The organism is Mesorhizobium sp. M0715 (assembly GCF_040320355.1).
Taxonomy (GTDB): domain Bacteria; phylum Pseudomonadota; class Alphaproteobacteria; order Rhizobiales; family Rhizobiaceae; genus Mesorhizobium.
The window spans coordinates 23,723-49,184 of the sequence record NZ_JAMYPL010000033.1 but is presented as its reverse complement, the minus strand read 5'-3'; the positions used below and the strand labels follow the sequence as shown (position 1 = coordinate 49,184).

Sequence of the window (25,462 nt, the reverse complement as noted above, 5' to 3'; positions counted from 1 at the left end):
AGAAGGGCTTGCTTGTCATGGCGTTGAAGTCCCCCTATAGGTCGCAACACCCTGACGGCCCGCTAACCGGGCGGCCAAGACTTACCGGTGCGCCCTGCGATTCGCCAGTGCGCTTTATCATCGCGGAACCATGCTGACGCTTTTCCACCATCCCATGTTCGCCACCTGTCGCTTCGTCCGCCTCGCATTCGGCGAGTATGGCGAGGAGCTGGCTTTGATCGAGGAAAAGCCGTGGACCCGGCGCAAGGAGTTCCTGGCGCTGAACCCGGCCGGCACGCTGCCGATCCTGCTGGCCGAAGGCGACGTGCCGATCGTCGGCGCGACGGTGATTTCGGAATATCTCGATGAAACGCGCGGTGTGCTGAAGCGCGACAAGCGGCTGTTCGCCGAGGACCCGATGCAGCGCGCCGAAATCCGCCGGCTCATCGACTGGTATCTCAACAAGGCTGAAAGCGAAGTTACCCGCCATCTGGTGCGCGAGCGCGTGCTGAAGCCGGTCATGCCGGAAACGGCGGGCGGCGGCTCGCCCGATTCGGGCGCGATCCGTGCCGCGCGCGCCAACATCCGCCAGCACATGAAATACACCAACTGGCTGGCCGGCACCCGCCATTGGCTGGCCGGTTCGAGGGTCACCTATGCCGATCTCGCGGCCGCGGCGACGCTGTCGGTGCTCGATTATCTCGGCGAGATCGACTGGCGCGAGCACAGCGCTGCACGCGAGTGGTACACGCGGGTCAAGTCGCGGCCCTCTTTCCGGCCGCTTTTGACCGACCGGGTGCGTGGCCTGTCACCGGTGTCGCACTATGCGGACCTCGACTTCTAACCCCGCGAAACTGCGCGCGCTGATCGACGCGGAGGCGCAGCGCGCCGGCTTCGATGCCGTCGCCGTCACCTCCCCCGATGCGATCCCGCTGGCGCCGGCGCGCCTGGCCGAATTCGTCGCGGACGGGTTTCACGGGTCGATGGACTGGATCGCCGAGACGCTGCAACGCCGGGCCGAACCGGCGGCACTGTGGCCGCAGGTGCGGTCGATCGTCGTGCTGGCGATGAACTACGGCCCCGACCATGATCCGGGCGGCGTGCTGGCCAAGCGCGACCGTGGCGCCATCTCGGTCTATGCGCAGAACCGCGACTATCACGATGTGATGAAGGGGCGGCTGAAGGAGATCGCAGGCAAGCTCGTGGCGCGCGCCGGCGGTGATGTGAAGGTGTTCGTCGACACTGCGCCGGTGATGGAAAAGCCACTGGCCGAGGCCGCCGGGCTCGGCTGGCAAGGCAAGCACACCAATCTGGTCAGCCGCGAGCACGGCTCCTGGCTGTTCCTCGGCACCATCTTCACCACCGCCGAACTCGTGCCCGACCGCGCCGAGATCGATCATTGCGGCTCCTGCCGCGCCTGCCTCGACGCGTGCCCGACCGATGCTTTTCCGGCGCCCTACCGGCTCGATGCGCGGCGCTGCATTTCCTATCTCACCATCGAGAACAAGGGGCCGATCCCGCATGAGTTCCGTGAAAAGATCGGCAACCGCATCTATGGCTGCGACGATTGTCTTGCCGCCTGCCCGTGGAACAAATTCGCCAGGGCGGCTTCCGAAGCAAAACTCGTCGCGCGCGATGATTTGCGCGAGCCGCCGCTCGCCGACCTTTTGGGTCTCGATGACGTGGCCTTCCGCGCTTTCTTCTCCGGTTCGCCGATAAAACGCATCGGCCGCGACCGGTTCATTCGCAACGTGCTGATCGCCGCCGGCAATTCCGGCGATGCCTCTCTTGCCGACACTGTGCGCGTCTTGCTGGACGATGCTTCGCCGCTGGTGCGGGGCGCGGCAATATGGGCGCTGGCGCGGCTGGTGCTCGACGCCGAATATTCAGAAAGGGCAGCCATCGGCCTGAAAACCGAGAGCGACGAAGCCGTGCGCGACGAATGGCGTCTGGCGCGGCCAACCAGGGCGAATGCATGAGTGAAAAGCAGATCTTCATCTTCGGCGCCGGCTATTCCGGCAGGGCTTTTGCTCGGGCTAACAAAGGCGCCGCGACGATCTTCGGCACGACACGCTCGCCGGAAAAATTCGAGACGCTGCGGCAGGCCGGTATCGCGCCGCTCCTGTTCGACGGCGCGATGACCGGCGAAATCGGTGATGCATTGGGAAAAACAACGCATCTGCTGATTTCGATTGCCCCGGAAGAGGCCGGCGATCCCGTTTTGAATGCCGCGCGCGCGGCAATCGCTCAAATGCCTTTGCTGGAATGGATCGGCTATCTCTCTACGGTCGGGGTTTATGGCAATTATGACGGCGCCTGGGTTGATGAAACGGCTGAATGCCGGCCGGTGTCGAAGCGCTCGGTGATGCGAGTTGCCGCCGAACAGGACTGGCTGGAGCTGGGCCGCGAGATCGGCCGACCGGGGGCGATCCTGCGCCTGTCCGGCATCTACGGCCCCGGCCGCAACGCGCTGGTCAATCTGGAAAACGGCACCGCAAGGCGGCTGGTCAAGCCAGACCAGGTGTTCAACCGCATCCATTGCGAGGACATTGCAGGCTCCCTGTGGCAGCTCATCGAAGGAAACACAGGCGGCATCTTCAACGTCACCGACGATCTGCCGGCGCCGCCACAGGATGTCGTCGCCTATGCCGCTTCGCTGATGGGCATAGAGCCGCCGCCCGAGATTCCCTTCGACGCCGCCCAACTTTCGCCCATGGCGCGGTCCTTCTATGGCGAGAACAAGCGTGTCGCCAACGCGGCGATCAAGGCGGCGGGCTATTCCCTGCGCTTTCGCGACTACCGCGCCGCCTTCGATCATATGTGGGCAAGCGGCGATTGGCGTGACGGCGAAGCGCGCAGCCCGATGAAGCGCTGACGATCGAAGCCGCGGGCGCGGCGTGCTATGATTCGGCCTTGGGATTGCGGTGGAGAACCGGGTTCATGAAGACAGCGATGAGGCCATCTTTCGGCAAAACGCCCCTGTTGGCCGCTGCGCTCGGCCTGCTTGCCGTGCTTGGGTTAGCCGTTCAGCCGGCGAGCGCCGAGGAGCGGGCAAAAGACCTGTTTGGCGCCAAGAAACTGCCGGCCGCGACCGCGGCGCAGTCGATCGGATTCTATTCCAAGGGCTGTTTTGCCGGCGGCGTCGCCATTCCCTTGGACGGTCCGACCTGGCAGGTGATGCGGCCGTCGCGCAACCGCCGCTGGGGCCATCCGGCGATGATCGCGGTAGTCGAGAAATTGTCGCGCGACGCAGCGGCCGATGGTTGGTCAGGCCTGCTGATCGGCGACATTTCGCAGCCGCGCGGCGGCCCGATGCTGACAGGACATGCCTCGCACCAGATCGGGCTCGACGCCGACATCTGGCTGACGCCGATGCCCAGCCGCCCGCTGTCGATGGCGCAGCGCGAATCGATGAGCGCCACCTTGATGGTCGATGAGAAGACCCATCTGGTGAAGGACGCGCTGTGGACGCCAGCGCACACAAGGCTTTTGAAGCGGGCGGCGAGCTACAGCCAGGTCGAGCGCATCCTGGTCAATCCGGGCATCAAGAAAAAGCTCTGCGACACCGTCAAGGGCGACCGCTTCTGGCTGCGCAAGGTCAGGCCGTTCTGGGGCCACGACTATCATTTCCACGTGCGCATCGGCTGTCAGCCCGGATCGCCCGGCTGCAAGGCGCAGGAAGCGACGCCGGACGATGACGGTTGCGGCAAGCCGCTGGCCTGGTGGTTCACGCAGGAGCCCTGGCGCCCCAACAAGAACCCGGATGCGCCCAAGGCGCGCGACCTGATGACGATGGCGAACCTGCCGAGCGAATGCCGCGCCGTGCTCGACGCGCCGGGGCCTTCGTCGGCCGAGGCGGCGACCTACCATGGCGGCGGCGTGCCGGTCGCGGCTGCCGCGCCCGAACCCGAAGCGCCCTCGTTGCCCGCCACCCCGGCCGCCGCCGGCTTGCCAAGCACGATGAACGCTTTCACGGCGACGCCCGAGATCGGCGTGCCGCTGCCGAGACCGCGGCCGCCTGGAAACTGACGATCACGGCTTATAGCTTACAGCTTATAGGCAGGCTCAATCGGTTCAGCGCCGCATTTTTGCGAAACCGTGGCGGTTTGGCCGCAGAGCCGGCCTCAGCGCGCCGCCGGGGTCGAAAACCGTTTCCCTTTTCAAACCCATGCGCTAGTCAACGGAAGAACGGCCAGATGCCGTCGGGGGCGCCGGAGACGGACGAGAGCATGCCACGCACAGGCGACGACGACACTTTGCTGCGGTTTCCGATCCTGATCGGCGACATCGGCGGCACCAATGCGCGCTTTTCGATCGTGCTCGACGCCAATTCCGAGGCTGGCGAGCCGACCATCGTCCAGACGGCAAACTACAACACCATCGACGAGGCGATCCAGGCGGCCGTGCTCGACCGCTCGTCGGTGCGTCCCAATTCGGCGGTGCTGGCGGTGGCTGGCCCGGTCGACGGCGACGAGATCGAGCTGACCAACTGCCCCTGGATCGTCAAGCCGAGGAAAATGTTCGCCAGCCTCGGCCTGAGCGACATCGTCGTGCTCAACGATTTCGAGGCGCAGGCGCTGGCCGTCGTCGCGCTCGGCGAGGAGCACATGGAAAAGATCGGCGGCGGCACGCCGGAGCCCAATGCCGGGCGCGTCGTGCTCGGTCCGGGAACCGGGCTCGGCGTCGCCGGGCTGGTCCATGCGCTGCACCACTGGATACCGGTCCCCGGCGAGGGCGGCCATATGGACATCGGCCCGCGCACACCGCGCGATTTCGAGGTTTTTCCGCATATCGAGAAGCTCGAAGGCCGCGTTTCGGGCGAGCAGATCCTGTGCGGGCGCGGTCTGGTCAATGTCTACCGGGCGGTGGCCAAGGCGGACGGCAAGGCGTCGCCCTTCACGACGCCGGCCGAGATCACTGCCGCGGCACTTGCGAAAACCGATCCGGTTGCCGAGGAAGCGCTGGAGATCTTCGTCACCTGCCTTGGGCGCACCGCAGGCGACCTTGCTCTGGTATTCATGAGCCGCGGCGGCGTGTTCCTCACCGGTGGCATCGCGCAGAAGATCGTGCCGGCGCTGAAAGCCGGCAATTTCCGGGCCGCTTTCGAGGACAAGGCGCCGCACAGCGCGATGATGCGCACCATGCCGGTCTATGTCATCACCCACCCGCTGGCCGCACTTCTGGGCCTTGCCGCCTATGCCAGGACCCCCTCGCTGTTCGGTGTCCAGACGGAGGGCCGGCGCTGGCAGGCCTGAAAGCCAGCGAAGCGCTCGCGCCCCCGCGACGAAGTTAATCAGGTGCGGGCATAGGCAATCAGGCCGCAGGGCGTTAAGAGGGGTGCCGAATTTGCAGCCCCGGTCCCACGAGGCGGAAAACCACAAAGCGCTCCCGATTTGACACTTCAAGCTCCAAACAAACAAAAAGCCCGGCCCGGCGAGGTCACAGCGGTGCTCCGCCGCATCCTCGCTGAAAACGGCAACGAGTATCGCTGGACCTATGTCGTCGCCGTCTCTTGCCTGCTGATCGTTTCCGGCACCACTGCCTTCACGGCGTGGATCATGGCCCCGATGATCAACCAGATCTTCTACGAACGACGCGGCGATATGCTCTGGTTGATCTGCGCCGGTTTCATGGGAGCCTCCCTGCTGCGCGGCTTCGCCGGTTACGGCCAAGCAGTCGCGTTGGCCAGTATCGGCAACAATCTGGTCGCGCGCTACCAGAAGCGCAGCTTCGACCATCTGATGAAGCTCGGCGTCAACTTCTTCAACGATACGCGTTCCGGTCGGCTGGCGGCACAGGTCAGCGAGAATGTCGGCGGCGTTCGCGATCTGCTGTCGCTGACACTGACCTCCATCAGCCGCGACGCGGTCACGCTGGTCGCTCTCGTCGGCGTGATGATCTATCAGGATCCGGTGTTGTCGCTCAGCTCGCTGCTGATCGGCCCTCCACTGATCTGGGCCGTCGTCTATATCACCCGCCGACTGCGGCGTATCAACCGGGAATCCGTCCTGATCAATTCGCGGCTGAACGGGTCCGTGCAGGAAGCTACGCAAGGCATCGCCATCGTCAAGGCCTTCACCTTGGAGGCCGAGCTGGCGCGCCGCATCGGCATCATGGCGGACACGGCCGAACAGCGTAACAACAAGATCGCCCGCGTCTCGGAGCGGCTGTCGCCGATTTCCGAGATTCTGGGCGGTCTCGCCATCACCTCCGTGCTTGCCTATTCCGGTTACCGGGCTCTGTATCTTGGGCAGCCGCCGGGCGCGGTTTTCTCCTTCATCACCGCACTGATCATGGCTTACGATCCGGCAAGACGCCTGGCGCGCACACAGGTGGGCATGGAACGTGCCCTCGTCAACGCGCGAATGATCTACGAGTTGCTCGACCTGGAGCCGAAACAGGGCGACGCACCCGATGCCGTCGAGGCGAGGATCACCACCGGCGAGGTGCGTTTCGACAATGTGACGTTCGGCTACAGCGCCGACATGCCGGTGCTTAGGGACCTGAGCTTTACCGCCGCGGCCGGCAAGGTGACGGCGATCGTCGGTGCGTCGGGCGCCGGCAAATCGACGCTGGTGGCGCTCTTGCAGCGCTTCTACGACGTCGACCGGGGCAGCATCGAGGTCGATGGCCAGGACATCTCGAAGGTAACCAAGCATTCGCTGCGGCAGTCGATCGCCTATGTGGCGCAGGCGCCATATCTGTTCGAGGGCACGATCCGCGACAACATCCGCTACGGCCGTCTGTCGGCCACGGACGCCGAGATCGAGCAGGCGGCGAAACAGGCGGCAGCCGACGAGTTCATCCGCCAGCAGCCGCAAGGTTACGACACGCCGGTCGGCGAAGGCGGCTCGACCCTTTCCGGCGGCCAGCGCCAGCGCGTCTCGATCGCCCGCGCCATCGTGCGCCAGGCACCGATCCTGCTGCTCGACGAGGCGACATCGGCGCTCGACAACGAGGCGGAGGCGCGCGTCCAGGAAGCGCTGACCCAAGTCATGCAAGGCCGCACGACCATCGTCATAGCGCATAGGCTATCGACGGTGGTCAATGCCGACCACATCATCGTGCTGGAAGAGGGACGGTTGGTCGAGGAAGGCACCCATGCGACGCTGATGGCCGACCCGGACAGCATCTATTCCCGCTTCCACCGCATCCAGGGCAAGAAGGGGCTGGGGCTTGTCGATGACAGCAAGCCGATCCAAACTCCGGTCCGGGCCACGCGTGCGAAGAAGACTGCTGTGAGGAGCACATGAGCGAAGCAGGCGATATGGGCCTTGTGGTGGTGGGCGCTGCCGGCCGCATGGGCCAGACGCTGATCCGTGCCATCCACTCTATATCAGGCGCTCGAGTTATCGGCGCGGTCGAGCGGGCGGATTCGCCGCATCTGGGTAAGGATGCCGGCGAACTGGCGGGCATCGGCATCATCAATGTGCCGATCGGTGACGACCCGCTGCCGGTCTTCGCCAAGGCAGACGGCGTGCTCGATTTCACCACCCCGGCCTCATCAGTCGAATTCGCTGGCTACGCCGCGCAAGCGCGCATCGTTCACGTCATCGGCACGACCGGGTGCACGGCCGACGACAATGCGAAAATCGCGGCGGCGGCGCGCCATGCGACGATCGTCAAGTCGGGCAATATGAGCCTCGGCGTCAATCTGCTGGCGGTGCTGGTCGAGCAGGCGGCACGCGCGCTCGATGCCGACGATTTCGACATCGAGATCCTCGAAATGCACCATAAGCACAAGGTCGACGCGCCATCGGGCACAGCGCTGCTGCTGGGTGAAGCCGCCGCCGCCGGGCGTGGTATCGAGCTTTCAGGCAATGAGGTACGCGTCCGCGACGGCCACACCGGCGTGCGCAAGACGGGCTCGATCGGCTTTGCCACGCTGCGCGGCGGCTCGGTGGTCGGCGACCACAGCGTGATGCTGGCAGGCACCGGCGAGCGCATCACGCTTGCCCACCATGCCGAGGACCGCGCCATCTTCGCCCGCGGCGCCGTCAAGGCGGCGCTTTGGGCGCGCGGCAAGAAGCCGGGGCTGTATTCGATGCGGGACGTGCTCGGCCTCAGCTGAGCGGCCAATCTGCCAACTTGCCCAACCTGAAGGGAGCAAACATGTCGAGAACCCTCGTGCTCGTGCGCCACGGCCAGAGCGAATGGAATTTGAAAAACCTGTTCACCGGCTGGCGCGACGTCGACCTGACCGAGCAGGGCCATGCCGAGGCCAAGGCCGCCGGCCAGAAACTCAAGGCGCGCGGCCTGAAATTCGACATCGCCTTCACCTCGGCGCTGATCCGGGCGCAAAAGACCTGTCAGCACATCCTCGACGCCGTCGGTCAAAGCGACCTGAAGACCATCCGCGACCAGGCGCTGAACGAGCGCGACTATGGCGATCTCTCCGGCCTCAACAAGGACGATGCCCGTAAGAAATGGGGCGAGGAGCAGGTGCATGTCTGGCGCCGCTCCTACGACGTGCCGCCGCCCGCCGGCGAAAGCCTGAAGGACACCGGCGCCCGGGTCTGGCCCTATTACCTGCACGATCTGCAGCCGCATGTGCTGCGCGGCGGCACCGTGCTGGTCGCCGCGCACGGCAACTCGCTGCGCGCGCTGATCATGGCGCTCGACGGCAAGTCGGGCGAGGAGATCGTCAAGCTGGAACTCGGCACCGGCGTGCCGGTCATCTACCAGCTCAACGCCGATTCCACCGTCGCGTCCAAGGAAGTGCTGGACGACTGAGCCGGCGAACGGAGCAACCGCGAAAAAGCGCGTTGACACACATCGCTTGCCCGCTTACATGAGCCCGCACCAGCCCAGATGGCGGAATTGGTAGACGCGCACGGTTCAGGTCCGTGTTCCGCAAGGAGTGGAGGTTCGAGTCCTCTTCTGGGCACCAAATTCCGGTTTCGAACCCTTCGACGGTTCAGAAACTTAAAGAAAAAGCCCGGTTCGTCCGGGCTTTTTCTTTGTGCGGCTCAAGGTCACTCTAAAACGGCCGTTTCAGCGAGGCCAGCGCCTACGCCGTGCAGCAAAGACTTGTTGCACTGCACCAAAATTTGCGGCTATGTGCAGATATCCAAGATGGACCCGGTGCAATTCCGGGTGGCTCTTCCGGCCGCCGATCCGCCGGACAACAACAAAACCAGATCTGCGCTGACTATGATGGGCTGCGGTCCGTCGCGGTCTGGAAATGATTGACCGGAATTCCATGCTCACATTCAAAACCTACCGCGACGAGTGGCGCGGCAACCTGCGCGGCGACGTGCTCGCGGGCATTGTTGTCGCCCTGGCGCTGATACCAGAAGCCATCGGTTTTTCTGTCATTGCCGGCGTTGACCCCAAGATTGGGCTCTACGCTTCTTTCTCCATCGCCATGATTATCTCCATCACCGGCGGCCGGCCGGCGATGATTTCAGCAGCCACCGCGGCGACAGCCGTGCTCATGGTCACACTGGTGCGCGACCATGGTCTGCAATACCTGCTCGCGGCAACCATTCTGGCCGGCGTGGTCCAGGTCGCGGCCGGCTTCGCTAGGCTGGGTTATGTGATGCGGTTCGTGTCGCGCTCGGTGATGACCGGATTTGTCAACGCGCTTGCGATTCTGATCTTCATGGCCCAACTGCCGGAGCTGGTCGGCATGCCGTGGCAAACCTATGCGATGATCAGTCTCGGCCTTGCCATCATCTATCTGTTTCCCCGCATCACGAAGGCGGTGCCCTCGCCTCTGGTGTGCATCATCGTGCTCACCACCCTATCGCTGCTGCTTCACATCGACGTGCGGACGGTGGGCGACCTCGGCGAACTGCCGTCGAGCTTGCCGACCTTCCTGCTGCCAGACGTGCCTTTCACGCTGGAAACGCTGTGGATCATTTTGCCTTATTCACTAGGCGTGGCCGCGGTTGGCCTGCTCGAAAGCCTGCTGACGGCGTCCATTGTCGACCAGATGACCGACACAAAAAGCGACAAGAACCGTGAATGTGTTGGCCAGGGTATCGCCAACTTCGTAACCGGGTTCCTGGGCGGCATGGCCGGTTGCGCCATGATCGGCCAGTCGGTTATCAACGTCAAATCTGGTGGACGCACGCGGCTTTCCACATTTGTGGCCGGGGTGTTCCTGTTGTTCATGCTCATGTCGCTCGGCGACTGGCTGCGCGTCATTCCCATGCCGGCCCTGGTCGCCATCATGATCATGGTATCGATCGGCACGTTCAGCTGGTCTTCTCTGAACGATCTCAGGAAGCACCCCCGTCGTTCAAGCATCGTCATGCTGGCGACAGTGATCACCGTGGTCGGGACCCACAATCTCGCGCTTGGTGTCGGGGTGGGCGTGCTGCTCTCGGGCATCTTCTTCGCTTGGAAGGTGTCGCAGATTTTCCGCGTCACCTCGACCCTCAGTGGCGACGGCGCGGAGCGCCATTACCTTATCGAGGGCCAGTTATTCTTCGCTTCAGCGGAGGACTTTCTGAACGCGTTCGATTTCAAGGAGCGCCTCCAGCGCGCCGTCATCGACGTCACTCACGCTCATATCTGGGACCTCACTGGCGTCGGCGCAGTCGACACCGCCGTTCTCAAGTTCCGCCGCGAGGGCGTCGAGGTGGAGGTGGTAGGTCTCAACGAGGCCAGCGTCACCATCATGGACAAACTTGCCATGCACAATGAGCCGGGTGCTTTGGAACGAGTCTTCAGCCACTGACGAAGGCCTTCCGACTGAGGTTCTTCGGCTGGTGTCTCGGTTTGGATCCTCGCCCGAGATGACGACGGCGTGGTGTCTACCAGCCAGACCTCCCCTCCTGGTCAGGGCTCCAACAAACCGCTTCAAACTCCGCGCCCGCTTCGCTACGCTCAACCATGGCTCAATCCACCACCCAGATCTTCGGTGCCCGCCGCGACCAGGCGTTCCCCACGCTGGCCGAGGTGGACATCGACCGCATGCGCCGGTTCGGCGAGGCCAGCGCCTATGCGGCCGGCGAGAACATCGTCACGGCGGGCGATGTAGCGCCCGGTCTGATCGTCGTGCTGTCGGGCAGCGTGGATATCACCCAGGACGGGGGGCTCGGCCGGCACGAGACGATCGTCACCCACGGTCCAGGCAGCTTTGTCGGCGAACTGGCGCAGCTTTCGGCCCGTCCCTCGCTGGTCAATGCGCAGGCCGCCGAACCGGTGGAGGCGTTCGTCATCGCCTCGCAGCGGCTGCGCGACCTGATGGTGCAGGAGGCCAATCTCGGCGAGCGCATCATGCGGGCGCTGATCTTGCGCCGCGTCGGGCTTTTGGAGAGCGCCACCAGCGGGCCGATCATCATCGGACCCCAGGACAATGCCGACGTGTTGCGGCTGCAGGGTTTCCTCGCCCGCAGCGGCCAACCGCACCGCGTGCTCGATTCAGACAGCGATCCCTGCGCCAAAACCCTGGTAGAACGCTTCGAGGTCGATCCGCACCACCTGCCGATCGTGCTCTGTCCAAACGGCAGGCTGCTGATGAACCCCGGTGAAAAGGACCTCGCCCGCTGCATCGGCCTGCTGCGGCCGATCGATGCCGATACGGTGTATGACGTGGCCATCGTCGGCGCCGGCCCGGCAGGGCTGGCGGCGGCGGTCTATGCGGCATCCGAAGGCCTGTCGACGATCGTGCTCGATTGCCGTGCCTTCGGCGGACAGGCCGGCGCCTCCTCGCGCATCGAGAATTATCTCGGTTTCCCCACGGGCATTTCGGGCATGGCGCTGATGGCGCGCGCCTACAACCAGGCGCAGAAATTCGGCGTCGAAATGGTGATCCCGGACGAGGCGAAGCTTTTGAGCGCCGCCGCCGACGTGTCAGGCGCCCGCTATCTGCTCGATGTCGGCGACGGCGAGACCGTGCGCACGCGCAGCGTGGTGATCGCCAGCGGCGCGCGCTATCGCCGCCTCGACATCGCCAATCTGGCGCGGTTCGAGGGGACGTCCGTGCATTACTGGGCGTCGCCCATCGAAGGTCGGCTTTGCGCGGACCAGGAAGTGGCGCTGGTCGGCGCCGGCAATTCGGCCGGACAGGCGGCCGTCTATCTGGCCAGCCATGCGCGGAAGGTGGCACTGCTGGCGCGCGGCGGCAGCCTCGATGCCAGCATGTCGCGCTATCTGGTCGAGCGCATCCGGGCGCAGCCGAACATCGAGGTGCTGACCGGGACCGAAATCGAGGCTCTGGAGGGCGAAGAGGGCAATCTTGCAACAGTGCGCTGGCGCAACCGCGCCAACGGCGCGGAAACCACGCGCTCGATCCGCCATCTCTTCCTCTTTATCGGCGCCGATCCGAACACCGATTGGCTGGCGAACTGTGATGTGGCGCTGGACGCCAGAGGTTTCGTGCGCACCGGCTCGGACATAGGATCGGCGCAGATGGAGACCAGCCGCAGCGGCGTGTTCGCCATAGGCGACGTCCGCGCCGGCTCGGTCAAACGTGTCGCGGCGGCTGTCGGCGAAGGCGCCCAGGTGGTCGCGGCATTGCATGCATATCTCGCGCGCGGCAACGCCGATACACCTCGAATGGCAGGAGAGCATCATGGATGAATGCAGACATACGCGCGACATCAGGAAGGTGACGCCGAGCGCGCTCGGCTGCGAGGAATGCCTGCAGAGTGGGTCGCAATGGGTGCATCTGCGGCTCTGCCGCACCTGCGGCCATGTCGGCTGCTGCGACGACTCGCCCAACCGCCACGCCACCAAGCATTTCCACGCCACCAAGCATCCGATCATCGAGGGCTACGATCCACCCGAAGGCTGGGCATGGTGCTATGTCGACGAGGTTTTTATCGAGCTTGGCGACGATGTGACCCCGCAGAACGGCCCGATCCCGCGCTTTGTTTGAGCGACGGCAGATGGCGAAGGAATCCCGAGAAAGCGCGATCCATCCGGGCTTTCTTGGCGGCCGCCCCCCCGCAGAACGGCTTGGCAGTCAGTCGGCGAAATACAGATATCCCAGCCACCCGGCCAGCACGATCGAGGCAGCCCAGATACAAACAATGATCACCGCCGCGTAGCGGCTCACCGGCCTGTCGGCGGCCAGCGCGGCGGTCTTTCTGTGTTCCGCCATCACCTCGGGCGGTATCATCCTGACCACGGCAAGGACGCCCAAAGGGACAAGGATGACGTCGTCGAGATAGCCGATCACCGGAATGAAATCGGGGATCAGGTCGATTGGCGACAAGGCATAGCTTGCAACACACACGGCAAGCGCCTTGGCATACCAAGGCGTTCGGGGATCGCGAGCGGCGAGGTAGAGCGCATGCACATCGCGCTTGATCGTTCGGGCCCACTCATTCAGTGCCATCGGATGATTTTAACGCCAAATGAAAACCGCCGATAGCGCACGCCTCCGAGAGTGTCTCGAAGAACCCGATGACCGCTGGTTTACCGCACGGAGCCGGTGACGGTCGGGTCGATCATGCTGGGAACGGACTTGCGTTCGTTTCCGGCAAGCGCCGCTATGATCAGCAGGCTGGCAACCACCGGGACAAACAGGATGGCGACGCGAGCTTGCACGTAAAAGATGGCGCGCCATTCATTGCGCTTGTCGGAGCTGTTGCTCATCATACTCACTTTGTCGGTCCCCCACGCGGTGACATAGCCGCGAACGGTTAAACAACTCCTTCCGACTTCGTTAACCCAGCGGAATTGAGGCGAAATTCCCAAGCGATGCCCCAGATGGCGATGCCAGGCTTCAGTTCAGCCCGATAAGCCTGGCGCCCTGCCGGAACAGCGCCACGGCATCCGGCTCGAAGCGGAAGGTGCCGATGAAATCGTCGGCGCAATAGTCCGGCCTTGTCTTGCGAATGGCGGCGGCGAAGCCGCGCGCCTCGTCGAGCCGTCCGGCCAGCGCCAGGCAGTGCGCGGCGATCGCCAGTATGATGGCGTGGGCGTTGGGCCGCGCCGCCGCCTTCAGTGCCCATTCGGCCGCTTCCTCGAACTGGCCGAGCCGGACATGCGCCATGGCGCGTGCGCCCAGCATGCCGAACAGCAGCGGGTCGAACGGGCTGAGATGGCGCGAATGGTCGGAAGAGCCGATCGCCGCTTGCGGGTCGCCCGACTGCGAATGCACGAAGGACAACGCGTAGTGGCCGAGCGCGAAGTTGGGGCTGAGATCGACAGCCCGCTCGAGTTCGAGCAGCGAACCGTCCTGCTCGCCGCGCAGCCACAGCGCCCGGCCCATCGCCCAATGCGCGGCCGGATTGTGGTCGTCGACCAGCAGGCTGTGCCCGGCGCTCTCGAAGGCCAGCGCGCTTTCGCGGTCGCGGTCGCCCCAGCGCTGGAAGGCGTTCTGCCAGTGAGTGAAGGACAGGCCGGCATAGGCGCGGGCAAAGGTCGGGTCGAGCTGCAGGGCCTGGGCAAAGAAATGCCGCGCCTGCTCGTTTTCGGCCTGGGTGAAGCGGTACATGTGCCAGAGGCCGCGATGATAGGCCTCCCAGGCGTTGAGCGAGCTGGGCGCCTTCAGCATGGCGCGGTTGCGCTCGACCGTTTCGATCTCGGCCGAGATCGAGGAGACGATGCTGTTGCCGATGTCGTCAAGCACGGAAAAGATGTCATCGGGCCTGCGCTCGAAGGTCTCGGCCCAGACGATCCTGGCGCTGCGCACCTCGATCAGTTCGACGCTGACGATGAGGCGGCCGGACGGGCTGCGCACCGTGCCGGTGGCGACATAGTCGACATTCAGCCGGCGGCCGGCATCCTCGGGCGCGATGTTCTTCTCGGCCAGCGCAAACACCGATCCGCGCGCAATGACGAAGAAGTCCCTGAGCTTGGCGAGACGGGTGATGATGTCGTGGGTGAAACCGTCGGCCAATCCGCCGCGCGTGCCGCCGACCTCCTCGACAAACGGCATCACCGCCAGCGAAGCATGGCTGGGCTCGACCGGGCCGGGTGCGGTCGGCGTGGCCACCAATGGCGATAGTGTGGACAGGCAGGCCGTCCGAAGCGAGATGCCCGACTGTCGGTCACGGATCGCCCGCCAGGCCGCGCGAAGCGGTGCGAAATCCAGTTCTTCCGATTTGAACAACTGTTCTGCCGCCGCCAGATGCTCTTCAGCCGCGCCGATCTCGCCGCGTCCGGCCAGACCTGCCAAAAGTGCCGCATGTGCACGCCGGTCGAACGGCGCCAGTTCCACCCATGTGTCGAGATGGGCGATCGCCTCGTCGCTGTCTGCCGCCAGGCTGCCGACGAGTTGCTCCAGCACGGCGACGTGGCACGAGTGGAAGCGGCGGCGCTGCGCGGTCAGCCAGCTGTTGAAATGCGGGCTGCGCTCGAGCTCCAGCCCATCGAGGAAATCGCCGGCAAACAGTCTGGCCAGCGCCCGCAAGCGCTCGACATCAAGGGTGCCGAGCCCTTGCGTGGCGGCCTGGCTCACCTCCAGCGCATCGACCAGGCAATCGCTCAGATCGAGTGCGACCGTGTCGCCCTGTGTCGCGACCCGGTGTCGGCCCACCGCGTCGAGCGTGCTCCGCAGCTTGCTCAGGCACCAGCGCAGTTCGCCCCTTGGGTCGTTCGGCACATCCCACAACAACTCGCACAGGCGACTGCGGCCGACCGGATGCGGCGCCAGCGCCAGATAGGCGAGCAACGCGCGCAGCTTGCGTGACGCGGGGAGGGCTACCGGAGCGCCGTCGTGGGAGATCATCAGCGGCCCGAGCAGGCGCACCGACAGGTCCGGCATGTCGCCGTCCAGCCTCGATCGGTTGGATTCCACGTGCGTTTCCACGCCTGCTCCCACGCTGGCCTGTCGGCCTCTCCTGTATCACCAAACACGACACGGCGCATCCGGCAGCGGATTTCAGCGCCGGCTACAGCCATTGCCGCTGTGCGGCATGTCAGTCCTAGCGCGGCAAGGTCACCAAACCTCGCCGCCCAACCCGCTGGCTTGTAACCGGCCCGTGAAGACAAAACACGATGACAATCAGGGAGACCAAGATGTTGCAGCAGCAGAAGATCAGAACCACGGCCGGGCGCGGCCGCCTGTTCGACAGCATTCTCGACACCGTCGGCGACACGCCGGTGGTTCGCATCAACAATCTCGGACCGTCCCACGCGACGATCTACGTCAAAGCCGAGTATTTCAATCCCGGCGCCTCGGTGAAGGACCGGCTGGCGCTCAACATCATCGAGGAGGGCGAGCGCAGCGGTGCGCTGAAGCCGGGCCAGACGGTGGTCGAGGCGACCAGCGGCAACACCGGCATCGGCCTCGCCATGGTCTGCGCGCAAAAGGACTATCCGCTGGTCGTCACCATGGCCGACAGTTTTTCGGTCGAGCGCCGCAAGCTGATGCGCATGCTGGGCGCCAAGGTGGTGCTGACGCCGCGCGCCGAAAAAGGTTTCGGCATGTACAAGAAGGCGGTGGAACTGGCCGAGGCCAATGGCTGGTTCCTTGCCCGCCAGTTTGAAACAGCGGCCAACGCCGCCATCCACGAGGCAACGACGGCGCGCGAGATCGTCAATGATTTCGCCGGCTCGCGGCTCGATTGCTTCGTCACCGGCTATGGCACCGGCGGCACGGTGGTCGGCGTGGCGCGCGTGCTGCGCCGCGAGCGTCCGGAAACCCGCATCGTGCTCTCCGAGCCGGCCAACGCGCAGCTCATCGGCAGCGGCAAGGTGCAGCAGCGCGGCACCGATGGTGCCCCGGCCGCCAGCCATCCAGCCTTCGAGCCGCACCCGATCCAGGGCTGGACGCCGGATTTCATCCCCAACGTGCTGCAGGAGGCGATCGACACCAGCCTCTATGACGAGGTGATGCCGATCGCCGGGCCCGAGGGCATCAAATGGGCCAGAGAATTGGCGCGGAAAGAGGGCATCTTCACCGGCATTTCCGGCGGCGCCACCTTCGCCGTGGCGCGGCAGGTCGCGGAGAAGGCGCCGGCCGGCGCGGTGATCCTGTGCATGCTGCCCGACACCGGCGAGCGCTACATGTCGACACCGCTGTTCGACGGCATCGAGGCCGAGATGGATGCCGACGAGACTGCCCTGTCGCGCTCGACGCCCGGCTGTCAGTTTCCCGCGGCTTGACGGAGATCCGTCATGGACGCCATGCAAGAAAACCCCGGCCTGGTGGCCGAGGAAACGCTCGATCCCCTGGACTGGGCCGATGTGCAGGCCCTGTCGCACCGGGTCATCGACGATGCGGTCGATTATCTCCGCGATGTGCGCGACCGCCCGGTCTGGCGGGAGATGCCGGCCGATGTGAGAGAGGCCTTCTCGGCGCCGCTGCCGCGCTCCCCGGCGCCGCTGGATGCTGTCTATGCCGAGGTGTCCCGCACGGTGATGTCCTATCCGATGGGCAATATCCATCCGCGCTTCTGGTCCTGGTATATGGGGTCGAGCAACTTCACCGGCGCGCTCGGCGATTTCCTGGCGGCTATCCAGGGCTCGAACCTCGGCGGCGGCAACCACGCCGCCGGGCTGATGGACAGCCAGGTGGTGAACTGGTGCAAGGAGATGCTGGGCTTTCCAGCTTCTGCCGGCGGCACGCTGGTCAGCGGCGGCTCGATGGCCAACATCATAGGGCTGACCGTGGCGCGCAACGTCAAGGCCGGCATCGACGTGCGTGAGCACGGTGTCGCCGCCATCGAAAAGCCGCTGCGCTTCTACGGCTCGGAGCAGATCCACTCGTGCCACCGCAAGGCGATGGAGGCACTCGGCCTCGGCAACCGGGCACTGCGCCGCATACCGACCGATGCCGGGCTGCGCATCGATATCGCTGCCTTGCGTGCGGCGATCACCGAGGACCGCAGGGCAGGGTTCAAACCGGCCTGCGTCATCGGTACGGCCGGCACGGTCAACACCGGGGCGATCGACGATTTGCAGGCGCTTGCGAAGCTGGCACATGAGGAAGACCTCTGGTTCCATGTCGACGGCTGCATCGGCGCGCTGATCGCGATTGCGCCTGAAAATGCCCATCGCGTCGCCGGCATCGAACGGGCGGATTCGGTCGCGCTCGATCCCCACAAATGGCTGCACGCGCCGTTCGAAGTCGGCTGCGCCCTGGTCAGGGATGCCGCCGCGCATCGCGGGGCCTTCGCTGTGACGCCGGAATATCTGGAATCGACGCCGCGCGGCCTCGCTTCCGGCGAATGGTTGCACGACTACGGCCTGCAGACGTCGCGCGGTTTTCGCGCGCTGAAGGTGTGGATGGCGCTGAAGCAGCATGGCGTCGAAAAATTCGGCCGCCTGATCGACCAGAACATTGCCCAGGCCGTTTATCTTGCCGGCTTGATCGAGGCCGCGCCGCGGTTGCAGCTGGCGGCATCGCCGACCGTCAACATCGTCTGCTTCCGCTATCAGCCCGGTCTGACAGGCGAGGCTCTGAAGGCGCTCAACATGGAGATCATGCTGCGGTTGCAGGAACAGGGTATTGCGGCACTGTCCGACACTACGGTGCATGGCGAGCATTGGCTGCGGGTGGCGATCACCAACCACCGCACACGGCGCGAGGATCTCGATCTTCTGGTGCGGGAAACAGTGCGACTGGGGCGCGAGATCGCAACGCAGGGTTCCGCGCCTTCCTAGTTACGGGCAGGCATGCGATTCTGCCGCGATGATTCGGGAGATCCAGGCCGTGACGCTGTTTCGTATGGTTGCACTGGCAGCGCTGGTCTTCACCGCCTCGGCGCAGGCCGCCGACATGGCCTTCTTCGTCAAGAACCTGCGCAAGGAATCTGTCGCGGTCGAGCTGTTCAGCCGCGATCGTGAGACGGTCTGGCCGGGCAATGACAAGGTGTTCCTGATCGAACCCGAGTCGCAGAAATCCGTGCCGCTGTCCTGCAATCAGGGCGAACATATCTGCTATGGCGCCTGGGTTGACGGCAATGACAGCCTCTCGGCCGGCGTCGGGCCGGACAATGACCAGCCCTGCGACACTTGCTGCTTCATCTGCGTGGAACACTCGACCGAGACGATCGATCTGGTGCCGTAGAGCGCGGAAGTTTCGTTGGACCCAAATTAAGTCGGGGATCGGCCCGTCCGGTCCACTTCCGCGGTTCAGCGCTGCATGCAATGGTCGCCCTGCGGCCGGGTGGGCCGCTTATTCGGGGGTTATCATGTTTCATGCCTATGCGCGCCGCATGCTGGCCGCGCTGTCCTTCGTCATGCTGGTTGCGTCGGCGGCGCTAGCCGACGATGTCACCTTCGCCATCAAGAACAGCCACCCGAACGCCATGCGCGTCGAGCTCTACAGCCAGGATCGCGACTATGTCTGGCCGGGCGAGGACAAGGACTATTTCCTCGACGACGGCGAGACCAAGCAGCTGCCGATATCCTGCAACGCGGGCGAAGCGATCTGCTACGGCGCCTGGGTCGATGGCGACGAGGGCACCTATTGGGGCGTCGGTCCCGGCAACACGGAAAAATGCGAGGATTGCTGCTACACCTGCAACGGCGGCGAGACCGAGGAGATCGAACTGGTCCCCTGACCGGTTTGCCAGCTTGACGGTCTTCGGACCGGAAGCCATAGCCTGTGCAAATACCCAGCGCGCGACGCCTCGACCTGTTCAGACGCGACGCGCTTCAGGCAAAAGGAGCTCAGCTATGGCCGGCATGGTCGAAAGCGACAAGATCGACGTCGGGTTTTCCGGCAAGCGCTGCATCCATTCGCGCAACTGCGTGCTCGGCGATCCGCATGTCTTCGTGCCCAACGCGCCGGGCCAATGGATCCATCCCGAGGCGGCCAGCGTCGAGAAGATCGTTGCCATCGCCGAAAGCTGCCCCTCGGGCGCCATCACCTATGTCCGGAAGGATGGCGGGCCGCAGGAGCAATCGCCGGTGGTCAACACGGTGCGGCTGCGGGAAAACGGCCCGCTGGCGGTACACGCCGAGATCGTGCTCGACGGCGAGACTTCTTATCGTGCCACGCTTTGCCGCTGCGGCGCTTCGGAAAACAAGCCGTTTTGCGACGGCAGCCACAACAAGTCCGGTTTTGCCGCCACCGGCGAGCCGCCGCTGAAGGACACGCCGGCGCTCGAAGCGAGGAATGGTCCGCTGAAAGTGACGCCGACCACCAATGGCCCGCTCAAGCTCGAGGGCAATCTCGAGATCGTCACCGGAACCGGCCATACGGTCGACCGTACCCAACGCGCCTTCCTCTGCCGCTGCGGCCATTCCGCCAACAAGCCGTTCTGCGATGGCACGCACAAGAAGGTGGGGTTTGTGGGGTAGCTGTTTTGGCCGGCGGGACAGCACCCCCCTCTGTCCTGCCGGACATCTCCCCCGCAAGGGGGGAGATTGGCAGTTTCCGCCGGCGGCGCCCTTTTCGGCATTGAAGATGGCGAAAGCGGGGATGACATCCGATCTCCCCCCTTGCGGGGGAGATGCCTGGCAGGGCAGAGGGGGGTGCTGTCCCGCCGACCTCGCTTGTTCACCACCACCAACCTACCTACCGTGGCCCAGCGCTCGCGGCTTTATCGTCCGCTCCGTATCGGCTAAGGGCAGGGACAAATAAATTGCCACCCGGACCGCCGCCAAAAATGACAGCCAAGACCAAGCCAAAGCCGCTGTTCCTCGGGATCGACACCGGCGGCACCTATACCGACGCCGTGTTGTGGTCTGAGACGGAAGGCCCGCAAGAGGGGCCGAACAAAGGCAAGGTGCTGGCCAAGGCCAAGGCGTTGACCACCAGGCATGATCTTGCCGTCGGCATTTCCGGCGCCGTCGACGCGGTGCTGCAGAAAGCCGGAACCGATCCGGCTGATATCAAACTGGTGTCGATGTCGACGACGCTTGCCACCAACGCGCTTGTCGAGGGCCAGGGCGGCCGCGTCGCGCTGGTGATGATCGGCTTTTCCTTGGGCGATCTCGCCCGCGACGGGCTCAAGGCCGCGCTCGGCACCGATCCGGTGGTTTTTTGTCCGGGCGGCCACGACGTCCATGGCAATGCAGCCAAGCTCGATCTGTCTGGACTGGAAGCGGCGTTGCCGGAACTCGGCGCCTCGGTGTCCGGCTTTGCCGTCTGCGCCTATTTTGCCACCCGCAATCCGGCGCACGAGATCGCCGCTCGCGAGTTGATCCGCGAAAAGACAGGCCTGCCGGTCACATCGAGCCACGAGCTGTCGGCCAAGCTCGGCGGCCCGCGCCGGGCGCTGACCACTTTGCTCAACGCCAGGCTGATCTCGATGATCGACCGGCTGGTGGCGGCAACCGAAGGCTTTCTCCAGGCGCGCAACATTGCAGCCCCGCTGATGGTGGTGCGCGGCGACGGTGCGCTGGTTTCGGCAGCGTTTGCCCGCCAGCGGCCGATCGAGACCATCCTGTCCGGCCCGGCCGCCAGCCTGGTCGGCGCCCGCCACATGACCGGGCTCGACAATGCCATGGTGTCCGATATCGGCGGCACCACCACCGACGTCGCCGTGCTCGATGGCGGCCGTCCCAGGCTCGACCCGGAAGGCGCCACCGTCGGCGGCTTCCGCACCATGGTCGAGGCCGTCGCCATGCGCACCTTCGGCCTCGGCGGCGATTCCGAAGTGGCGCTGGAAGATGGCGCGCTCAACCCGAAGATCCTGCTCGGGCCGCGCCGCCTGGTGCCGTTGGCGCTGGCCGGCATGGCGCACGGTACAGCTGTCACCTCCGAACTCGAACGCCAGCTGCGGGCGCCCAATCCCGGCCGCATGGACGGCCGCTTCGCGGTGCGCACCGGCGTGCCGGACCGGCTCGCCGCCGGCCTGACCGGCGCCGAAGCCAGGCTCTACGAGCTGATCGGTGCCGTGCCGCTCGCCGTCGACAGGCTTTTGAGTTCCAACGCGCAGAACGCGACGCTGAACCGGCTGGTGTCGCGCGGGCTGGTGCATGTCGCCGGCTTCACCCCGTCGGACGCCGCCCATGTGCTGGGCAAGCAGGCGAACTGGGATCCCATCGCCGCGCGCCTCGGCGCCGAACTGTTCGCCCGCAAGCGTGACGGCCGTGGCCAGAACATCGCCGCTTCGCCGGAAGCGATTTCGGAACGGGTGCTGGTGACGCTGACGCGCTGGTCGGCCGAATATATCCTCGAGACCGCCTTTGCCGAGGATGGGCTCGATGGCGCGTCGACGGTGGCGCACGCCCTGGTGCAGCGCGCGGTCGACGCGCATCCCGGCATCGCCCGCCTGAGCGTTGCGCTCGACCGCCCGGTCATCGGCCTCGGCGCCTCGGCGCCGCTGCACTATGTCGGGCTGCCGCCGCTGATCGGCAATGACTGCGTGGTGCCCAGGGATACCGATGTCGCCAACGCGCTCGGCGCCGTCGTCGGCCAGGTCAGGGTATCGGCCGAGGCGCGGGTCAGCCAGCCCATGGAAGGGCTGTTTCGTCTCGCCTCGGGCGAGACCGTGCGCGATTTCCTCGACGAGGCGACGGCGATCGCGGCGGCCGAGGCCGATGTCCGCGCCATCGTCGCGGAGCGCGCCAGGGATGCCGGCACCGACAGCGCCGAGATCGACGTCGCCACCGAATTCCGGGTCTCGACCGTCGAAGCCCAGCGCATGTTCATCGAGGCGCATGTCGTGGCCGTGGCCTCGGGAAGGCCGCGCATTGCGGTTTGAGCGGGGCGGCGAAATACGCCACCTTCACCCTAAGCTGAATTGACCCGGCAAACCTGACATGCCAAAGGCCCGCAAAGCCTTTCATCTGGAGTAGCCTGATGACCGACCGCATCGAGATCGCCGGATTGCGGATTGCCCGCGAGCTGCATGAGTTCGTGGCCAGGGAAGCGCTGCCGGGCACGGAGATCGAAGCGGACGCCTTCTGGAACGGTTTTTCGGCCATCATCCATGATTTGGCGCCGAAGAACCGGGCGCTGCTGGCAGCGCGTGACGCCATCCAGGAACAGGTAGATGGCTGGTATCGCGATCACGGCGCGCCGGTCGACATGGAGGCCTACAAGGGCTTCCTGAAAGAGATCGGCTATATCGTTCTGGAGGGCCCGCCCTTCAGCGTGTCGACCGACAATGTCGACCCCGAAATCGCTGATGTTGCCGGACCGCAGCTGGTCGTGCCGGTGATGAATGCGCGCTATGCGCTCAACGCCGCCAATGCGCGCTGGGGTTCGCTCTACGATGCGCTCTACGGCACCGATGCCATCCCCGAAACGGATGGCGCCGAAAAGGGCAAAGCCTTCAATCCGGCGCGCGGCGCCAAGGTCGTTGCCTGGACGAAGACCTTCCTCGACGAGGCTGCCCCGCTCACCTCGGGCAAATGGGCCGGGGTCAACGGTCTGTCATTGGCGCAAGGCGCCCTGCGGCTAAGCGCCGGCGCCGGCTCGACGACGCTGGCCGACCCCAGGCAATTCGTCGGCTATCGTGGCGATGCCGCCAATCCCGATACCGTGCTGCTTGTGCGCAACGGCCTGCACATCGAGATCGTGATCGACCGCAACAACCAGATCGGCCGCACCGATCCGGCTGGCATCGCCGATGTCATCCTGGAATCGGCGCTGACCACCATCCAGGACTGCGAGGATTCGGTCGCGGCGGTGGATGCGCCAGACAAGGTCGTCGTCTACCGCAACTGGCTCGGCCTGATGAAGGGCGATCTGACGGAAGAGATCACCAAGGGCGGCAAGAGTTTTGTCCGCAAGCTCAACCCTGACCGCTCCTACACCGCGCCCGCCGGCGGCACGCTGACCGTGCCCGGCCGCTCGCTGATGCTGGTCAGGAATGTCGGCCACCTCATGACCAATCCGGCGATACTGGATCGCGACGGCAACGAGGTTCCGGAAGGCATCATGGATGCGGCGATGACGGCGCTGATCGCGCTGCACGATGTAGGGCCGAACGGCCGCCGCGCCAATTCCCGCGCCGGCTCGATGTATGTCGTGAAACCCAAGATGCATGGGCCGGAGGAGGTCGCTTTCGCCGTCGAGATATTCGACCGCGTCGAGGCCCTGCTCGGCATGACTGAGAATACCATCAAGATGGGCATCATGGACGAGGAGCGGCGCACCACCGTCAACCTCAAGGAGGCGATCCGCGCCGCAAAAGAGCGTGTCGTGTTCATCAACACCGGCTTCCTCGACCGCACCGGCGACGAGATCCATACCTCGATGGAAGCCGGCCCGATGATCCGCAAGGGCGACATGAAGCAGGCCGCCTGGATTTCCGCCTACGAGGCGTGGAATGTCGACACCGGGCTGGAATGCGGCTTGGCCGGCCACGCCCAGATCGGCAAGGGCATGTGGGCGATGCCGGATTTGATGGCGGCAATGCTGGAACAGAAGATCGCCCACCCCAAGGCGGGCGCCAACACCGCCTGGGTGCCGTCGCCGACGGCGGCGACGCTGCATGCCACGCACTACCACAAGGTCGATGTCCATGCCGTGCAGGCCGCACTCAAGAACCGGCCCAAGGCAAAGCTCGACGACATCCTGTCGGTGCCGGTCGCGGTGCGGCCGAACTGGTCGCCTGAAGACATCCAGAAGGAACTCGACAACAACGCGCAGGGCATTCTTGGCTATGTCGTGCGCTGGATCGACCAAGGCGTCGGCTGCTCGAAAGTGCCTGACATCAACGATGTCGGCCTGATGGAAGACCGCGCCACGCTGCGTATTTCCTCACAGCATATCGCCAACTGGCTGCACCACGGCGTGTGCAGCGAGGACCAGGTGATGGCGACGATGAAGCGCATGGCTGACATCGTCGACCGCCAGAACGAGGGCGACCCGCTTTACCAGCCGATGGCGGCCGACTTTGACAAGTCGATAGCCTTCCTCGCCGCCTGCGACCTGGTCTTCAAGGGCCGCGTCCAGCCCAACGGCTACACCGAGCCGGTGCTGCACGCGCGGCGGCTGGAACTGAAGGCGCAGCAAGCCTGAGGCAACGGATCGGTTTTGTCGTATTTCGCTCGACGGTGGTGAAATCGCCAGCGGCGTTGAAGGCGCGTCCGCGACTGGTGCGGCGGATGCTATTTGCTTCCGGCCACAGACAAGGCGTCAGGAAGCCGTATGGTCCAGGAGCCGGATGGTGGGATCGCGACGGTGTTCGGAGTTGACCCTATCGACGCCTTCCACCGTAATCGCGATCGTCCCGTTTTCCACTCTTGCTATCCAGCCCTTCGCTTTCAGATACCAGAGATGAAATTCGAGATGCTCTCGCGGACAGCCTGACAAGCGTTCGAGCTCCACATCTCCGATCCCGGGATTGCTGACGTCGTGCCGGCGCTTCGCGTAAAGCAGCGACAGCAGCCTGGCCTGGATCACGACATCCCGCTCGACGCCCTTGGTGCTGCTGGCTTCCTCAGTCAGCTCGCGGCGAAGGCCGGCATGGTCCTTGTACGCGATGTCGTATTGAGCGCGTTTGACCGGATCCTTGAGCGTATTGTGGGCTTCCACGATTTCACTGAAGCGGGCTTCATCGCCGGTTTCGCGATTGTCGGGATGATAGCGCATCGCAAAATAGCGAAATATGCGCTCCAGCGTTTCCGAGTTGGCGTTCGGGCTAACTTCCAAAACTTCGTAATAGTCAATGAACATAGCGGGCTCCCCGACCACACCATATTCGCATTGTCTAAATAAGGAATGTCA

The 25,462-nt window shown here is 64.8% G+C and carries 22 protein-coding genes, 1 tRNA gene and 1 other annotated feature; of the genes, 19 read left to right on the top strand and 4 right to left on the bottom strand.

Translation table 11 applies throughout. The annotated features are described in order from the left end of the window. Positions 1 to 130: 130 nt before the first annotated feature. The 12 genes from NKI21_RS28705 to NKI21_RS28650 all read left to right on the top strand — a co-directional run bounded on the left by NKI21_RS28705 (position 131) and on the right by NKI21_RS28650 (position 12,811). A complete protein-coding gene (locus NKI21_RS28705) occupies positions 131 to 823 on the top strand; it encodes a glutathione S-transferase family protein (protein WP_013528622.1) in 693 nt (230 codons plus the stop codon). Further along, positions 804 to 1,958: a tRNA epoxyqueuosine(34) reductase QueG gene (queG, locus tag NKI21_RS28700; protein ID WP_352613492.1), complete on the top strand. Its 1,155-nt coding sequence runs from the start codon at positions 804 to 806 to the stop codon at positions 1,956 to 1,958. Before NKI21_RS28705 ends, queG begins: the two co-directional genes overlap by 20 nt. Continuing rightward, complete coding sequence (locus tag NKI21_RS28695) at positions 1,955 to 2,854, top strand: SDR family oxidoreductase (protein WP_128305280.1); 900 nt, start codon at positions 1,955 to 1,957, stop codon at positions 2,852 to 2,854. Before queG ends, NKI21_RS28695 begins: the two co-directional genes overlap by 4 nt. Positions 2,855 to 2,919: 65 nt before the next feature. Continuing rightward, positions 2,920 to 4,008, top strand: coding sequence for a penicillin-insensitive murein endopeptidase (gene mepA, locus NKI21_RS28690; protein WP_352442640.1), 1,089 nt, complete (start codon positions 2,920 to 2,922; stop codon positions 4,006 to 4,008). Positions 4,009 to 4,208: 200 nt separating this feature from the next. After that, positions 4,209 to 5,234 (top strand): glucokinase, encoded by a 1,026-nt coding sequence (locus tag NKI21_RS28685; protein WP_023814171.1) that lies wholly within the window; start codon positions 4,209 to 4,211, stop codon positions 5,232 to 5,234. Positions 5,235 to 5,372: 138 nt separating this feature from the next. After that, entirely contained in the window at positions 5,373 to 7,232 is a 1,860-nt protein-coding gene (locus NKI21_RS28680) for an ABC transporter ATP-binding protein (protein WP_352442639.1), read from the top strand. Next, on the top strand, positions 7,229 to 8,050 hold the full coding sequence (dapB, locus tag NKI21_RS28675; RefSeq protein WP_352442638.1) for a 4-hydroxy-tetrahydrodipicolinate reductase: 822 nt from the start codon (positions 7,229 to 7,231) through the stop codon (positions 8,048 to 8,050). Before NKI21_RS28680 ends, dapB begins: the two co-directional genes overlap by 4 nt. Before the next feature lie 41 nt (positions 8,051 to 8,091). Then, a complete protein-coding gene (locus NKI21_RS28670) occupies positions 8,092 to 8,712 on the top strand; it encodes a 2,3-bisphosphoglycerate-dependent phosphoglycerate mutase (protein WP_127268270.1) in 621 nt (206 codons plus the stop codon). Positions 8,713 to 8,784: 72 nt separating this feature from the next. Continuing rightward, a tRNA-Leu gene (locus NKI21_RS28665) sits at positions 8,785 to 8,869 on the top strand. A gap of 184 nt (positions 8,870 to 9,053) precedes the next feature. Continuing rightward, positions 9,054 to 9,109, top strand: a sequence feature (sul1 is cis-regulatory element that is thought to sense ions involved in sulfur or methionine metabolism; They are found in Alphaproteobacteria). A gap of 72 nt (positions 9,110 to 9,181) precedes the next feature. Next, positions 9,182 to 10,666, top strand: a complete 1,485-nt coding sequence (locus tag NKI21_RS28660; RefSeq protein WP_352442637.1) for a SulP family inorganic anion transporter — start codon at positions 9,182 to 9,184, stop codon at positions 10,664 to 10,666. Positions 10,667 to 10,821: 155 nt separating this feature from the next. Then, positions 10,822 to 12,513 carry an FAD-dependent oxidoreductase gene (locus NKI21_RS28655; protein WP_352868594.1) on the top strand — a complete coding sequence of 564 codons (1,692 nt, stop codon included), beginning with the start codon at positions 10,822 to 10,824 and terminating at the stop codon, positions 12,511 to 12,513. Next, on the top strand, positions 12,506 to 12,811 hold the full coding sequence (locus NKI21_RS28650) for a UBP-type zinc finger domain-containing protein (RefSeq protein WP_023814177.1): 306 nt from the start codon (positions 12,506 to 12,508) through the stop codon (positions 12,809 to 12,811). Before NKI21_RS28655 ends, NKI21_RS28650 begins: the two co-directional genes overlap by 8 nt. A gap of 87 nt (positions 12,812 to 12,898) precedes the next feature. Here the strand turns inward: NKI21_RS28650 and NKI21_RS28645 are convergent, their stop codons facing one another. The 3 genes from NKI21_RS28645 to NKI21_RS28635 form a co-directional block, all read right to left on the bottom strand. Continuing rightward, positions 12,899 to 13,273 carry a YkvA family protein gene (locus NKI21_RS28645; protein ID WP_352720966.1) on the bottom strand — a complete coding sequence of 125 codons (375 nt, stop codon included), beginning with the start codon at positions 13,271 to 13,273 and terminating at the stop codon, positions 12,899 to 12,901. An 80-nt stretch (positions 13,274 to 13,353) separates the two neighbouring features. Then, positions 13,354 to 13,536, bottom strand: coding sequence for a hypothetical protein (locus NKI21_RS28640; protein ID WP_502896789.1), 183 nt, complete (start codon positions 13,534 to 13,536; stop codon positions 13,354 to 13,356). Between the two features lie 127 nt (positions 13,537 to 13,663). Continuing rightward, positions 13,664 to 15,649: a BTAD domain-containing putative transcriptional regulator gene (locus NKI21_RS28635; RefSeq protein ID WP_352868606.1), complete on the bottom strand. Its 1,986-nt coding sequence runs from the start codon at positions 15,647 to 15,649 to the stop codon at positions 13,664 to 13,666. A 254-nt stretch (positions 15,650 to 15,903) separates the two neighbouring features. Here NKI21_RS28635 and NKI21_RS28630 point away from each other — a divergent pair, with 254 nt between their 5' ends. The 7 genes from NKI21_RS28630 (at position 15,904) to NKI21_RS28600 (ending at position 24,754) form a co-directional block, all read left to right on the top strand. Then, positions 15,904 to 16,992: a PLP-dependent cysteine synthase family protein gene (locus NKI21_RS28630; RefSeq protein WP_352554382.1), complete on the top strand. Its 1,089-nt coding sequence runs from the start codon at positions 15,904 to 15,906 to the stop codon at positions 16,990 to 16,992. A gap of 12 nt (positions 16,993 to 17,004) precedes the next feature. Then, on the top strand, positions 17,005 to 18,492 hold the full coding sequence (locus NKI21_RS28625; RefSeq protein ID WP_352868589.1) for a pyridoxal phosphate-dependent decarboxylase family protein: 1,488 nt from the start codon (positions 17,005 to 17,007) through the stop codon (positions 18,490 to 18,492). 49 nt (positions 18,493 to 18,541) lie between these two features. Continuing rightward, positions 18,542 to 18,898: a hypothetical protein gene (locus NKI21_RS28620; RefSeq protein ID WP_352868586.1), complete on the top strand. Its 357-nt coding sequence runs from the start codon at positions 18,542 to 18,544 to the stop codon at positions 18,896 to 18,898. Between the two features lie 124 nt (positions 18,899 to 19,022). Further along, a complete protein-coding gene (locus tag NKI21_RS28615; RefSeq protein ID WP_352868583.1) occupies positions 19,023 to 19,394 on the top strand; it encodes a hypothetical protein in 372 nt (123 codons plus the stop codon). A 115-nt stretch (positions 19,395 to 19,509) separates the two neighbouring features. Then, positions 19,510 to 20,136, top strand: coding sequence for a CDGSH iron-sulfur domain-containing protein (locus tag NKI21_RS28610; RefSeq protein WP_352673170.1), 627 nt, complete (start codon positions 19,510 to 19,512; stop codon positions 20,134 to 20,136). 308 nt (positions 20,137 to 20,444) lie between these two features. Further along, the gene (locus NKI21_RS28605; RefSeq protein ID WP_352868579.1) at positions 20,445 to 22,487 is read left to right on the top strand and encodes a hydantoinase/oxoprolinase N-terminal domain-containing protein; all 2,043 of its coding nucleotides are present in this window, start codon (positions 20,445 to 20,447) and stop codon (positions 22,485 to 22,487) included. Between the two features lie 98 nt (positions 22,488 to 22,585). Further along, positions 22,586 to 24,754 carry a malate synthase G gene (locus NKI21_RS28600; protein ID WP_352752029.1) on the top strand — a complete coding sequence of 723 codons (2,169 nt, stop codon included), beginning with the start codon at positions 22,586 to 22,588 and terminating at the stop codon, positions 24,752 to 24,754. 117 nt (positions 24,755 to 24,871) lie between these two features. On the opposite strand, the gene NKI21_RS28595 is transcribed toward NKI21_RS28600, so the two are convergent. Beyond that, complete coding sequence (locus NKI21_RS28595; RefSeq protein ID WP_127296986.1) at positions 24,872 to 25,411, bottom strand: DnaJ domain-containing protein; 540 nt, start codon at positions 25,409 to 25,411, stop codon at positions 24,872 to 24,874. Between the last annotated feature and the right edge of the window lie 51 nt (positions 25,412 to 25,462).